Source organism: Aequorivita capsosiphonis DSM 23843 (assembly GCF_000429125.1).
Classification (GTDB): domain Bacteria; phylum Bacteroidota; class Bacteroidia; order Flavobacteriales; family Flavobacteriaceae; genus Aequorivita; species Aequorivita capsosiphonis.
The window spans coordinates 326728-341528 of sequence record NZ_AUBG01000002.1 but is presented as its reverse complement, the minus strand read 5'-3'; the positions used below and the strand labels follow the sequence as shown (position 1 = coordinate 341528).

13 protein-coding genes are annotated in these 14801 nt (G+C 36.9%); 4 read left to right on the top strand and 9 right to left on the bottom strand.

Translation table 11 applies throughout. The features are described from left to right. Positions 1–33: 33 nt before the first annotated feature. The 7 genes from G440_RS0103920 to G440_RS0103890 form a co-directional block, all read right to left on the bottom strand. Positions 34–900 (bottom strand): hypothetical protein, encoded by an 867-nt coding sequence (locus tag G440_RS0103920; RefSeq protein ID WP_026450104.1) that lies wholly within the window; start codon positions 898–900, stop codon positions 34–36. A gap of 264 nt (positions 901–1164) precedes the next feature. After that, entirely contained in the window at positions 1165–2853 is a 1689-nt protein-coding gene (gene asnB, locus G440_RS0103915) for an asparagine synthase B (RefSeq protein WP_026450103.1), read from the bottom strand. A gap of 441 nt (positions 2854–3294) precedes the next feature. Beyond that, positions 3295–3816 (bottom strand): hypothetical protein, encoded by a 522-nt coding sequence (locus G440_RS0103910; RefSeq protein WP_026450102.1) that lies wholly within the window; start codon positions 3814–3816, stop codon positions 3295–3297. A gap of 65 nt (positions 3817–3881) precedes the next feature. After that, entirely contained in the window at positions 3882–6293 is a 2412-nt protein-coding gene (locus tag G440_RS0103905; RefSeq protein ID WP_026450101.1) for an alpha-ketoacid dehydrogenase subunit alpha/beta, read from the bottom strand. A gap of 99 nt (positions 6294–6392) precedes the next feature. After that, positions 6393–6617 (bottom strand): hypothetical protein, encoded by a 225-nt coding sequence (locus G440_RS0103900; RefSeq protein WP_026450100.1) that lies wholly within the window; start codon positions 6615–6617, stop codon positions 6393–6395. A gap of 91 nt (positions 6618–6708) precedes the next feature. After that, positions 6709–7029 (bottom strand): YegP family protein, encoded by a 321-nt coding sequence (locus G440_RS0103895; protein WP_026450099.1) that lies wholly within the window; start codon positions 7027–7029, stop codon positions 6709–6711. A 78-nt stretch (positions 7030–7107) separates the two neighbouring features. Then, entirely contained in the window at positions 7108–7431 is a 324-nt protein-coding gene (locus G440_RS0103890) for a YbaB/EbfC family nucleoid-associated protein (RefSeq protein ID WP_157417855.1), read from the bottom strand. A 57-nt stretch (positions 7432–7488) separates the two neighbouring features. Between G440_RS0103890 and G440_RS0103885 the strand changes: the two genes are divergently transcribed. From G440_RS0103885 to capB, 3 genes are all read left to right on the top strand, one after another. Beyond that, a complete protein-coding gene (locus tag G440_RS0103885; RefSeq protein WP_026450097.1) occupies positions 7489–9624 on the top strand; it encodes a S9 family peptidase in 2136 nt (711 codons plus the stop codon). 78 nt (positions 9625–9702) lie between these two features. After that, a complete protein-coding gene (capA, locus tag G440_RS0103880; RefSeq protein WP_026450096.1) occupies positions 9703–10740 on the top strand; it encodes a cysteate synthase in 1038 nt (345 codons plus the stop codon). A gap of 152 nt (positions 10741–10892) precedes the next feature. Beyond that, entirely contained in the window at positions 10893–12158 is a 1266-nt protein-coding gene (gene capB / locus G440_RS0103875) for a cysteate-C-fatty acyltransferase (protein WP_026450095.1), read from the top strand. A gap of 123 nt (positions 12159–12281) precedes the next feature. Here the strand turns inward: capB and G440_RS0103870 are convergent, their stop codons facing one another. Together G440_RS0103870 and G440_RS0103865 are read right to left on the bottom strand one after the other, a co-directional pair. After that, positions 12282–13400 (bottom strand): GNAT family N-acetyltransferase, encoded by a 1119-nt coding sequence (locus G440_RS0103870; protein WP_026450094.1) that lies wholly within the window; start codon positions 13398–13400, stop codon positions 12282–12284. Between the two features lie 13 nt (positions 13401–13413). After that, positions 13414–14391: a transporter gene (locus G440_RS0103865; RefSeq protein ID WP_026450093.1), complete on the bottom strand. Its 978-nt coding sequence runs from the start codon at positions 14389–14391 to the stop codon at positions 13414–13416. Between the two features lie 104 nt (positions 14392–14495). Between G440_RS0103865 and G440_RS0103860 the strand changes: the two genes are divergently transcribed. Next, a complete protein-coding gene (locus G440_RS0103860) occupies positions 14496–14759 on the top strand; it encodes a DUF4834 family protein (RefSeq protein WP_245574821.1) in 264 nt (87 codons plus the stop codon). The last annotated feature ends 42 nt before the right edge of the window (positions 14760–14801 follow it).

The window sequence follows — 14801 nt, the reverse complement described above, 5'->3', positions numbered from 1 at the left end:
ATGTTTTATATACGTTGTTGTACTGCGTTTTTCCTACTCGTAATCGTAAATATAGGTTAATTCCAAATCGTTATTTCGGTTATATCTTTTTTCATTAATTATCCTATTATTTTTAAATTCTCTTATAATTCGATAGTTTAAAGTCCCATCTTTTCCTTTTTCACTTTCTTCCAAAATGTTTCCCTTATTATCTTTTACATATCTAACTTTATAAAAGTATGGCCAATCCGATTTATTCTCAATTTTTGTAATTGGTAATCGGTTGTAAAAATAGTCGTAACCATTTTCTAAATAGTCAAAGTGTTTTTCCCAAATTAACTTGTTATCGTTCAATGACGTTTCTTTTATCAAACAGTCTTGACTGTTATATTCGTAATAATAATGGTTTTGACTATCCCAATGAGTTTCTGGTGCGTAATATTCGATTTTTCTGCCCGCATCATCATATTTGTATTCAATTCTTGACTCTAATTTCCACGTCGCTTGTGGTTCATAATCGGTCGAATCAATTAGACAATCTCCAAATTCAAGAGTTTTTTTCAATCTTTTTTTGTAGTCATATTGTGCTCGCTCAATCAATTGATTTTTATTATTATATCGATATTCGGTTCTTGCGCTGTCAGCATCAATTGAATTGGGGTAATATATAAGAGTTTTAATCAGAAGAGTATCTTTATAAAAATAAGTTTCTTCGAAGTCAGCAGAACTAATGTATTTCGTTGTTTTAAATCCTGTCAGCTTTGCAAACTTTATTTGTCCGTTATCATTGTATTTAACTTCTTTAGAAATTTGACCGTTTTTTTCTGTTCCTTCGAATTGAGTTATTTTAAAATCAGATTTTTTCTCTTGACACGATATCAATGAAGAAATAAATATTATTAAAAACAGAAGTTTGTTCATTAAATAACGGTTTTTCTTAAATGCAGTACAACTCGTTATAAAGTTATATTTATATGCTTTATACCGTAAATTTTCCCGGTTAACACTCAAATATAGCCTAAATATGAATCCTTTAACAGTTTTAATTTAGAAGTTGTTAAATCCTTATTCACACTCACATAAAAAAAAGCACCCCAGATAAAATCCAAGGTACTTTTGATTGTATAATGACCAATGTTTAATGTATAATTTTGATTAGTAATTATTCATTAAACATTATCCATTCTAGTAAGCGTCATCGTGTACACTGGCAACAGCCCGTCCGCTAGGGTCGTTCATATTCTTAAAACTCTCATCCCAATCCAATGCAACTTGGCTGCTGCAGGCCACACTTGGCACGCTTGGCACTGTTAAGGCCGCTGCATCACTAGGGAAGTGGTCTTCAAAAATGGTTCTGTAGTAGAACTCTTCTTTACTGGTGGGAGTCTGAATTGGGAAGCGGTAATGGGCATTGGCTATTTGATCGTCCGTTACTTTTTCGTTTACCATTTCTTTTAAGGAGTCAATCCAGCTATAACCTACGCCGTCGCTAAATTGCTCTTTTTGTCGCCACGCTACTTCTGGTGGCAGCATATCTCCAAAGGCTTCGCGAAGCACCCATTTTTCCATGGCTTGTTTGTCTTTTGATCCTTTTTTTCCGGCAATTATCATTTTGTCCTTTGGGTTGAGGCGCATGGCAACATCCATAAATTCTTTGTCGAGGAAAGGAACTCGGCCTTCAATACCCCAAGAAGCCAAGGATTTATTGGCACGAAGGCAATCGTACATATGTAGTTTATCTAATTTTCGTACGTTTTCTTCGTGAAAATCTTTTGCTGAAGGCGCTTTGTGGAAATATAGATATCCTCCAAAAATCTCGTCGGCGCCTTCGCCTGAAAGCACCATTTTTATACCCATTGCCTTAATGGCGCGTGCCAATAAGAACATCGGGGTAGAAGCGCGGATGGTTGTAATATCATAAGTTTCTACGTGATAAATAACATCTTGAATGGCATCTAAACCTTCCTGAATGGTGAAATTTATTTCGTGATGTACAGTGTCGAGGTGGTCTGCAACTATTTTAGCTGCCGCTAAGTCTGGCGATCCATCTAAACCAACGGCAAAGGAATGCAGTCTTGGGTACCAGGCTCCTTCGGTGTCACCTGATTCCACACGTTTATCAGCGTATTTTTTGGCTAGGGCAGAGGTAATAGAAGAATCTAATCCTCCCGAAAGTAAAACACCATAAGGTACATCGCTCATCAGTTGTCTTTTTACGGCTGCATCTAAGGCATCACGCAGATCTTCAATGCTCGTTTCATTTTCTTTTACCGTATTGAATTCCATCCAATCACGGGTCCACCATCGCGTTAGTTGACCGTTGCTGCTGTGCAAATAATGACCAGGAGGGAAGAGTTCAATTTTAGTACAGAAACCTTCCAAAGCTTTTAGCTCACTCGCGACATAAAAAGTACCATCTTTATCCCAACCCATATAAAGAGGGATGATCCCCATATGATCGCGTGCAATTAGATATTCATTTGTATCAACATCATATAAAGCGAAGCCGAAGATTCCGTTAAGCTCATCCAAAAAGGAAGGGCCTTTTTCTTTGAAAAGTGCCAAGATTACTTCACAATCGCTTTTTGTTTGAAAGTTGTATTTACCTTCAAATTGTTTACGAAGTTCCAAATGATTGTAAATTTCGCCATTGGCAGCTAAAACTAGCTTTTTATCTTCAGAAAACAACGGTTGTTTCCCCGAAGTAGGGTCTACAATGGCCAAACGTTCGTGAGCCATAATAGCATTCTTATTGCTAAAAACTCCGCTCCAGTCAGGACCACGATGTCTCAGACGTTTTGCCATAGTTAATAATTGAGGCCGTAGCTCTTCCGAGGGCCTTTTTAGATCGAATGCACATACAATTCCACACATAATATTATTTTTATTTGGTTAATTCGTTAATTCGAAACTTCTATAATTATTATTTTATATTGAGTTCTACTAAATGATTAATTCTAGAGTTTGAATGAAACTTGAAAATTTAAGGTGGCTGAGTAATCCCGTTTTTTCAACGGGATGAATCGAAGCCAAAAAAAAAGCCCGTCAGGAATAAACCTGACGGGCTGTATATCGCGACAAGTTTGTGTTACGGCAGCTCGTTATTATTATTATTTAAACTGATGAATGACATAAACTTGTTTCTTTTCTTAATTAGATGGCTAATATAGAATAAAATTAATTTAAAATCCAAATATTTATTGAATTAAATTGAAATTTGGGGGAATACCCCTAATAATTTTCATTTTAAAATAAAAAAAAATTTAAAATGAATGTTAATCAATTCGATTGAAATTAAAGAATTAACTGCGGCCCCTATTTCTTCAACACCACTAATTCTGGTGAAATGGTAGTTTCGGGTAGTTTTATACCGTCAGCATTATAATAAACATAGAAAAATCCGGTATCTCGAAGTAATTTCACCATATAAATTTTTCTATTGGGCTTGTAAAAAGTTATAAAAACTGCAGATTCAATTGAAAATTTTTCAAATTCTTTGGCTATATCAAGTCGAATATCTAACGGAATTATTTTAGCGGGCATGAATTCTGAATTGAAAATCAATAGTCCACTTGGAAGGTATGAGGCTGTAAACCCTGATCTATCACCATCTTCAAATTTTGCAACATATCTCAAACTTTTAGGATCAATAACTTCACTTATAGATATAGCCTGCCAATTCGTATTAAATTTTAAAGGAAAAAATGACTTTTGATTTTCCTTAACAGCCCTGGGCACTTCTCTTTCAGAAACATCACGAACATTATCTGTTATGACCTGTGAGTGGCTTATTGAAATTAGAAAAATAGATAAAACGAACGAAGTAATGTATTTCATAGCAGATGGTTTTTAAATTCTTCTATAATTTACGCAACCTAGACTATGTTCGCAGAACTTTAGCTTTATCTTAACTTAGGAAATTTCGAAGGATTTGCTTCGTGCATAATTTCATATACCTTTTCATAGATATCTTCTGATGAAGGCTTGCTAAAATAATCTCCATCGGTACCATAAGACGGACGGTGCTCTTTAGCTGAAAGTGTCTGCGGTTTGCTGTCCATATATTTGTAACCTCCCTGTTCTTCTACAATATGGTTTAAGATATAGGCAGAAGCTCCACCGGGAACATCTTCGTCTATAACGAGAAGTCTGTTGGTTTTAGCAACACTCTTTACCATATCGTGATTAATATCTAAAGGAAGGAGACTTTGCACGTCAATTACTTCAGCATCAATACCTGCTTGTTGTAATTCTTTTGCAGCTTCTTCAACAATTCTCAAAGTGCTTCCGTAGGATACCAAAGTAATATCTGTTCCTTCTTTTATTGTTTCTACAACTCCAATTGGAGTTTTAAATTCACCGAGATTATTTGGCATTTTTTCCTTTAAACGATAGCCGTTTAAACATTCAATCACTAAAGCAGGTTCGTCAGTTTCTAGTAAAGTATTATAAAAACCTGCGGCTTTGGTCATATTTCTTGGTACTAGAACATACATTCCGCGCAACAAGTGAATCAAACCGCCCATTTGTGAGCCACTATGCCATATACCTTCAAGTCTGTGGCCACGCGTTCGCACGATCAATGGTGCTTTTTGAGTGCCGTTAGTTCTGTAACGAACCGTCACTAAATCATCACTCATTATTTGAAGCGCGTACAGTATATAATCTAAATATTGAATTTCAGCAATGGGACGCAAGCCACGCATCGCCATCCCGATTCCTTGCCCCATAATGGTAGCTTCGCGAATTCCAGCATCAGCAACTCTTAGTTTACCGTATTTTTCCTGCATTCCTTCCAAGCCTTGGTTTACATCGCCAATTTCGCCACTGTCTTCTCCAAAAATCAAAACTTCTGGGTGTTTTTCAAAAAGACTATCAAAGTTGTCTCTTATCACTACACGGCCATCCACATCTTCGGCATCGTCAGCGTAAGTTGGAAGTACTTCTTCAACGGTTTTAGCATTCTCTATTGCTTCGGAATAAAGATGCGCACTAAATTTTGGTTGGATTAATTCGAAATAATTAGCGATCCAGTCCTGAAGTTGTTTCTTTTCAGAAGAATCTTCACCCGTAACATATCGTAAGGCTTTTCTTGAAGCTGCAATAATGTCTCTTCGCAAAGGTTCTTTATCTGCGGCAAGTTCCTCTTTTATTTTTTCAATGAAATTTTTGTTCGAACTGCTTTCGGCTAGATTTCCAAGTAATAGAACAGCTTCTTCCTGTTCGCTTTTCTGAGGTGAAACGAATGCTTCCCAAGCCGCTTTCTTGCCGTCACGAACTTGTTTTTTTATTTCTTTCTCTATTTCTATCAGTGTTTCATCCGAAGCAATATCGCTTGCAATGATCCACTCACGCATTTTTACATTACAGTCATTTTCTCTTTCCCAACCAAGACGGTCTTTGCTTTTGTAACGTTCGTGCGAACCACTAGTACTGTGACCTTGAGGTTGTGTTAATTCCTGTACGTGTATAAGAACTGGAACGTGTTCTTCGCGTGCAATTTTTGAAGCACGGTTGTAAACATCAATAAGCTCTGGGTAATCCCAACCTTTTACACGAATAATTTCATAGCCGTTTTCGTCTTCATTGCGTTGAAAGCCTTTCAAAACTTCAGAAATATTTTCTTTTGTGGTTTGATATTTTGCGTGAACGGAAATTCCGTATTCATCATCCCAAACGCTCATCACCATGGGAACTTGCAAAACACCAGCGGCGTTTATGGTTTCCCAAAAAAGACCTTCACTAGTACTGGCATTTCCTATAGTTCCCCAAGCAACCTCATTCCCTTTTACGGAGAAGTTTTTGTCTTCAATTCCTTTTACGTTTTTAAATATTTTTGATGCTTGCGCCAAGCCTAAAAGTCTTGGCATCTGTCCAGCTGTTGGTGAAATATCTGGACTACTGTTTTTCTGCTCGGTAAGATTTTTCCAACTGCCATCTTCATTTAGACTGTGAGTAGCAAAGTGGCCACCCATCTGTCTCCCGGCGCTCATTGGATCCGCGTTAATATCGGTATGTCCATAAAGACCTGCGAAAAACTGTTGAATAGTCAATTTTCCAATAGCCATCATAAAAGTCTGGTCGCGGTAATATCCACTACGCCAATCGCCGTTTTTAAAGGCTTTTGCCCAGGCTAATTGTGGCACTTCTTTTCCATCGCCAAAAATTCCAAATTTTGCTTTTCCGGTAAGAACTTCACGACGGCCCAATAAACTACATTCACGACTGGTTACCGCAATTTTATAATCGTTTAAAACTGTGTCTTTGAAATCTTCAAAGGATATATCGCTGTTAGTCTTTGGATCTGTCTGCATCTCATTATTTTTTATATTTGCAAAAGTAGCGAAAATGACTGTGTTTTGCAACGTGAAGTTACAAGATGGAGGGTTGAAAAAGCTTCGGTTTTAAAAGAATTATTTCTTTTTTAGACCAATAACATTAACAATCAGGAGTCTAAGTAATAATAGGAAAGGAAAGCCATGGAGTAAAACATCAAACCAATCTTCCATTTGCATTCCCTCAGCACCGCCGGCAATCCATTTCAGTTTTCCCCAAATATGTGGCTCTGGAAAGAAAGGAGCCAGACCTAAGGTAAGGCAGAGCAGAATAATGATTCGCCAATTGTTTAGAAATTCCATATTTGTAGATTAGGTATTTTTTAATTCTGAAGTCTATATATTAAACAAAAAAATCCTCGGAAGTCCGAGGATTTTTTCGAAGGAGGTTATACTATTCTACTTCTTTTACGGTTGCTCCTGGTGCGTTTTTTCGAACTGATTCAATTCCGTTTTTAGCGCCGCTTTCTGCAGCATACATTTGGCTACTACCAATAATTTGCCCATTTGTAGATTTAACGTTAAAATGAATTTTACCATTTTTAGCAGTTTTCATTTCAAAACTTTCTTCTCTTTCGCAGTTTTTCTGAATAGACTCAATCCCATTCATTGCTGATGCTTTGGAAGCATACATTTGGCTAGAAAGAATTACTTGTCCGTTACTTGCTTTTAGTACAAAGTGAAATTTATCACCGCTTTTTTTTAGTTCAAACATATTAAGGTGTTTTGAGTTAATACTATGAACTTTGCAATATCGCAAAAAAATATTATTTCATAAAACCTTTAGGGTCGATTATTTGAACATATCCATTCCAGGAATGTTCGGCATTCCTTCTTTAGCAACAGCGGCAACCTCCGTTTCGTGGATGTTAGTCGCTTTCTCTATGGCTTTGTTTAATGTGAGAATTAAATAATCTTCCAGTTGCTCTTTATCTTCAAGCAAACTATCGTCAATATCGATCGTTTTTAGTACTCGGTTAGCCGTGAGGCTAATTTTTAATAGTCCGTCACTGCTCGCTTCGTCAATAAGGACCGTATCCATTCGTTTCTTTGTGGCTTCCACTTTATCTTGGGTGTCTTTCAGTTTGCCCATCATTCCCATTAAATCCATAATTATTTCAATTTTAGTTTGAAGCAAATTTACTACTTTGTACTACTATTTAAAACCTTCTTTATGAAAATATTGTCTTTCCTTTCAATTGCTTGTCTTATTTTTGCCGCTTCAATAAATGCGCAGGAAATTTCAAAAAAGAATATGACGAAAACGCCACCAAAAGCTACCAAAATAGCAAAGGAATTAAAAGCACACCATGACGTTCGAATAGACGATTATTACTGGCTTAACAATCCCGAAGATGAAAAAGTAATTGATTACTTAAAAGAAGAAAACGAATATTACGAGGCAATGACCTCGCATACCAAAAAGTTTAAGGAGGATCTTTTTGAGGAAATGAAAGCGCGTATTAAGGAAGATGACGAATCTGTTCCATATAAGTTGAACGGCTATTTCTACATAACCCGCTATGAAACCGGAAAGGATTACCCAATTTATACCAGAAAAAAGGCTTCCCTTGATTCCAAAGAAGAAATACTTTTTGATGTGAATGAAATGGCAAAGGGATATTCTTTTTATAATCTTTCAGGCTTAAGTGTTACCGAGAACAATAAATTAATTTCCTTCGGTGTTGATACCTTGAGCCGAAGAAAATATGACATCTTTATAAAGAACCTTGAAACAGGTGAAATCTATTCAGAAAAGATCCCAAACACCACAGGAAGTGCAACTTGGGGCAGTGATAATAAAACACTTTTCTACACCAGAAAAGATGAAAAAACCCTTCGTGCAGATAGAATCTACCGTCATACTTTGGGCACAGATCCAACAACAGATGAACTTATTTATACTGAAGAAGACGACACTTTCGGAACCTATGTTTACAAAACGAAGTCTAAAAAATATATAGTAATCGGTTCATACAGCACGCTTACTTCCGAATATCGTGTTTTGGATGCAAACAATCCAACAGGCGAATTTAAAGTTTTTCAGCCTCGGGAAAGAGGTTTGGAATACAGCATTTCGCATTATGGCAACAATTGGTACGTGTTGACTAATAAAGATAAAGCACTCAATTTTAAATTGATGAAAACTTCGGAAGACAAAACTTCCAAAGAAAATTGGGTAGATATGATTCCGCATAGAAGTGATGTTTTACTGGAAGACATCGATATCTTTAAGGATTATCTGGTAGTGAGTGAGCGTAATAATGGACTTACAAAACTTCGAATCAAAAAGTGGGAGGGAAGCGAAGATTATTACCTTCCTTTTGATAATGAAACCTATACCGCTTTCACTACGCAAAACCCGGAATTCGATACTAAAATTCTTCGATATGGGTATAATTCATTGAATACTCCGGCGTCGCTTCTTTATTTTAATATGGAAACCAAGGAGAAAACTTTGCTAAAACAAACTGAGGTTTTAGGTGGTAAGTTTGACAAAGACAATTATGAAACCGAACGGCTATGGGCTACGGCTGAAGATGGAACAAAAATCCCTATGTCGGTTATTTATAGAAAGGGAATTAAGAAAGACGGGACAAATCCATTGCTTATTTATGGTTACGGTTCTTATGGAGCTACGATAGATCCTTATTTTTCCACAGTGCGATTGAGCCTTTTAGATCGTGGATTTATCTTTGTGATAGCGCACGTTCGGGGGGGAGAATATATGGGAAGACAATGGTATGAGAACGGTAAGTTATTACAGAAGAAAAATACATTTACAGACTTTATTGATGCTTCCAAATATTTAATTGCTGAAGGCTACACTTCCAAAGAACATCTTTACGCTTCTGGTGGTTCCGCTGGCGGACTCTTGATGGGCGCAATAATCAATTTAGCTCCTGAAATTTACAACGGAGTGCTTGCATCGGTTCCTTTTGTGGATGTTTTAACTACCATGTTAGACGATTCCATCCCGTTAACAACTGGAGAATATGACGAATGGGGAAATCCAAATGACTTGGAATATTACAATTATATAAAAAGTTATTCACCGTATGATAATGTAGAAGCTAAAAAATATCCAAATATGCTTGTTACCACTGGCTTGCACGACAGTCAGGTGCAATATTGGGAACCGGCAAAATGGGTTGCGAAGCTTAGAGAATTAAAAACCGATTCAAATATCCTTTTAATGCAAACTAATATGGATGCTGGTCATGGCGGGGCTTCAGGTCGGTTTGAAGCTTTGAAAGAAGTGGCTATGGATTACGCATTTCTATTGGATTTGGAAGGAATTAAAGAGTAGTAAAAATATTTCCGTATCTTTGTCCGGTTGGAAAATTCAGGTTTAAAACTGAATATTTTAATAACGAACTCCCTTTTTATGAAAGATGAAATAAAAGCCCACGATAATGTGTTGGAACTAATAGGCAACACACCATTGATAAAGCTTAACAAGATTACCCAATATATGAAGGGTAATTATTTCGCAAAAGTTGAAGCCTTCAACCCAGGGCACTCTACCAAAGATCGAATTGCATTATATATTATTGAAGAAGCCGAGAGAAAAGGAATTCTAAAGCCTGGCGATACCATTATTGAAACCACTAGTGGAAACACGGGTTTCAGCCTTGCAATGGTGAGCATTATTAAAGGTTATGAATGTATTCTGGCAGTTAGCTCAAAGTCTTCGGCAGATAAAATTGATATGCTGAAAACAATGGGCGCTAAGGTTTATGTGTGTCCTGCTCACGTAAGTGCTGATGATCCACGTTCGTATTATGAAGTTGCAAAAAGACTTCACAGCGAGGTCAAAGGGTCGGTTTATATCAATCAGTATTTCAACGATCTGAATGTAGATGCGCATTATCACTCCACAGGCCCAGAAATTTGGGAACAAACTGCTGGGAAAATCACTCATTTAGTAGCTTGTAGTGGAACCGGAGGAACTATTTCTGGAACCGCGCGTTACTTAAAAGAGCAAAATCCAAATATTAAAATAATAGGTATTGATGCATACGGATCAGTTCTTCAGAAATACCACCAAACCAAGGAATTTGATTCCAATGAAATTTATCCATACAGGATTGAGGGTCTTGGAAAAAACTTGATACCCACTGCTACCGATTTTAATATCATAGACAAATTCGAAAAAGTTACAGATGAAAGTAGCGCGCATACAGCTCGTGAACTTGCTAAAACGGAAGGACTTTTTGTTGGTTATACCAGTGGCGCAGCAATGCAAGGTTTAAAACAACTTGAAGAAGAAGGAGAATTTGATGAAAGCAGTAATATTGTAGTTATTTTTCCTGATCACGGTTCACGATATATGAGTAAGATTTACAACGATGATTGGATGAGCCAACAAGGTTTCTTTGATTCTGAAAGCGCTGAAATTCAAAAAATAGAATATATTAAATAAAATTTTGAGCAATAAATGTCTAAATCCCGAAAGCTATCTGTTTTCGGGATTTTTTATTGTAAAAACGAATGAAAAGCTAAAATCTCATGCTCAAACTATAGTATCTAATGATTATTTAATTAATTTTGTCCCATATTTTAACAAAAAACTGAATGAGAGATTTATTCGATAAAATCTACAAAGATAAAGGCCCGTTGGGAAAATGGGCGGAACAAGCGGAAGGCTATTTTGTCTTCCCAAAATTGGAAGGTCCAATATCAAATAGAATGCTATTCAATGGTAAAAGTGTAGTTACCTGGAGCATTAACGACTACTTGGGACTTGCAAACCATCCCGAAGTACGTAAGGTAGATGCTGAAGCAGGCGCAAAATGGGGTTCTGCATACCCTATGGGCGCAAGAATGATGAGTGGACATACAGAGCTTCACGAGCAATTGCAACGCGAACTTGCGGCTTTTGTGAGTAAAGAAGCTGCCTACTTATTGAACTTTGGTTACCAAGGAATGGTTTCTACCATCGATGCCCTTGTTTCAAAAGACGATGTGATTGTTTATGACGTTGATGCCCATGCTTGTATTATTGATGGGGTTCGGCTTCATTTAGGGCAACGCTTCACCTATAAGCACAACGATATGGAAAGCATAGAAAAGAACCTACAGCGCGCTACCAAAGTTGCTGAGAAAACTGGCGGAGGAATTCTACTTATTTCAGAAGGAGTCTTCGGAATGCGCGGAGAGCAGGGAAGATTAAGAGAAATTATTGCGCTTAAGAAAAAATACAATTTCCGCTTTTTCGTAGATGATGCCCACGGTTTTGGAACACTTGGTAAAACAGGTGCTGGAGCAGGCGAGGAGCAAGGTGTACAGGATGGAATAGATGTTTATTTTGCGACATTTGCAAAATCATTGGCCAGTACTGGAGCCTTTATTGCTGGTGACGAAGAAATAATGAATTACTTAAAATACAACTTACGCTCTCAAATGTTTGCAAAATCATTGCAGATGCAGTTGGTAGAAGGTGCCTTAAAACGTTTGGATATGATTCGCACCATGCCTGAACTAAAAGAAAAGCTATGGGAAAACGTAGATGCACTACAAGGCGGACTGCGTAAAAGAGGATTTGATCTTGGAACTACCCAGAGTTGCGTAACTCCAGTTTATTTAAAAGGAAGTATTCCAGAAGCCATGGCGCTTGTAAAGGATCTACGCGAAAACCACGGAATTTTCTGTTCAATCGTTGTTTATCCAGTAATCCCAAAAGGATTGATTCTCTTACGAATGATCCCGACAGCTTCCCATACTATGGAAGATATTGAAGAAACCCTAGTTGCATTTTCAGCGATCCGTGAACGCTTGGAAAATGGAACTTACAAACGTCTTTCAGCAGCTGTTGCCGAGGCGATGGGCGAGAAAATTTAATTAAATTCCTGTACAGACAGGAATCTCAATACTAAAAAAATCCACCTTTTCTAGGTGGTTTTTTTTATAAATTAATTTGAGATGATGCCATTTTCCTATACGTTCAGGTTGATTGGATTTCTTCTAAATATCCTTTTTAAAAGTACTGCGTTCCTTATGTTGTACTGGATTATAATCTTTCCAAAGCAATTGTACCGCTGTATTTTCCTTTAGTTCTGGATTGGTTTCAACAGTGTGTATTCCTTTTGAATTGAAGAGATGCTGCATTTCTTCAAAAATAATAGCAGTAACGCCTTTTCCTTGATATTCAGGATCAATTCCTATTAAGTAAAATGCCGCAGTATCGTTCTTTTTCTGCGCTTTTAAAAGATGTCTCCAACCAAAAGGGAATATTTTACCGTTTGCTTTTTTTAAGGCTTTTGAAAAGGATGGCATAACAATGGAAAATGCAATGAGTTTTCCTGTTTCATCTTTTATGCAGCAGATATAATCTGGATGTATAAAGTCAAAATACTTCTTTTTGTAATATTCAATTTGGTATTGTTGAATTGGCACAAAAGTCTGAAGCGTGTCATAGGTTTTATTTAGCAGCCCGAACATATCGTCCACATAGGGAAGAATTTCTTTTTTATTTTTAAAACGAATTACGGAAAGTTTATAACGCTCCCGGACAATCCTAGAAAACTTAGCTACTTTCCCAAAAATTTCTTCTGGAATCTTTAGGGTGTATTCAACCCAAGTGGCTTGTTTTTCATAGCCCAATTTTTCTAAATGTTCTGCATAATACGGATAATTGTACCAGGTAATCATGGTATTCATTTTCTCAAATCCCATGGTGAGTATTCCAGCTTTTTCCATATTACTGAATCCTACAGGACCTTCGGCATATTCTAGATTGTGCTCGCGACCTTTTTCGTAGGATTTTTCAAGTAAGGCCTTGGTGACTTCTATATCGTCAACCATATCTAGCCAACCGAATCGAATTTTTTTCTTTCCTTGTTCTTTCACTTCTAAATGATTGATAATAACGGCGATACGCCCAACCATTTCATCGTTTTTATAGGCAGCATAATACCATGCATCGGCATTTTTAAAAACAGGGTTTTTTTCAGTATCCAAAGTTTCCAATTCGTCCTTTGTTAAGGATGGAACCCAGTATTTACTGTCTTTATAAAGTTTAAAAGGAAAAGTGACAAATTTTTTAAGATCCCTTTTTGAGGTTAATTCTACTACTTTAATCATACTTAAAATGCTGTTATTTGCCGTTATTATCCGGCTCCAATTGATCCTGACGTTTTTGTTTTTTACCTTTTTTCTCTTTTTTCTTTTCCTCCCTAATGGCTTTATCTTCCAAAAATTCGTCTTTATCGTGTCTATCAATACGGTAGGCAACCCCAACACGTCCATATAACTTTGAAGGGGTATCCTTAAAACTATATGTAAGCGAAAGATCTACTTGGAAATTTTCACTAACCAATGCGGCAACGCCACCTCGTAACAATTGATCTGAATAAAAATCGCTTTTAAGTCCCTGGTTTTCAAGAAAAATTGAGAAATATCTATTTGTAGCGTGCGTTAGTGTAACGATATATCCATAAGTTGGGAAGTCCGTGGTTACGCGATCTACAATAATATTGGTAACAAAAACCCATCCGCCATTGAAATTATTTTGGGTGGACAAAACGAATTTAGGACTGATGCTGCTTTCGGCTTCTGGCGTAAATGGATTATCGGCAAAATCAAAATTTGCCCCAGCATAAATTGCGATAGCGGGGATGAGTTCATCCCACTGAAAAGAGTTGTTTGCTTTCCAACTATAAAGATTGGGACCTTTTAAATCTCTTTTTCTATAGGGATCGTAAACCAAATATTTGGCTCCAACTGTATTGCTTTTAAAATTAGTGCTTTTATATTCGTAGGAATTCGTAGAACGGTTGTCCGTAACAGAGTTTGACTGAAATTCTCCCATCACACTAACCTCCAAGCGCTCTTTCCAAAACCCATAACGAATGGCATAATCTATTGAAAGACCACTGGTTTCGGTTTTAAGAAGTTCATGCTTCTCTTTTCCATAGCTAACTCCAGATTCAAATTGAAGTACATTTGTACCCACTGAAAATGCGCCTTGTGATCCGCCGGGGCGATTGGTGTTAATCATTTCCGTATATTGTGCTGAAACACTTGAGAAGGAAATAAAGCAAAGGAAAAATAGAAAGGGAAGTTTAGTGTGCATGCTTCGTTGGGTTTAGTTCAAAGATATAATTTTACCAATAATTTAATAGTGAACATTCGTCTTTTTCTGCGTCAATACTTATTTTTGAAAATAATTTCACAATTATGATGACATTCCTAAAAACGATATTGATCGTTCTTCTGGTATATTTCGGACTTAAGTTTTTAATTAAACTTGCTACACCCTATATCCTGCGCTATATTTCGAAAAAAGCGGGGCAACAATTTGAGCAATTCTTCGGGAATAATCCGAATGCTAGTACCCAACGTGAAAAGGAAGGAAGTATAAGCATTGATAAAGACCCTTCGCATAAACCCAAAACCAGTAAAATAGTTGGTGAGTATGTGGAATATGAGGAAGTAGAGTAATGCCGAATGACCGATGACCGATGAATTCTCGTCCTACTACAG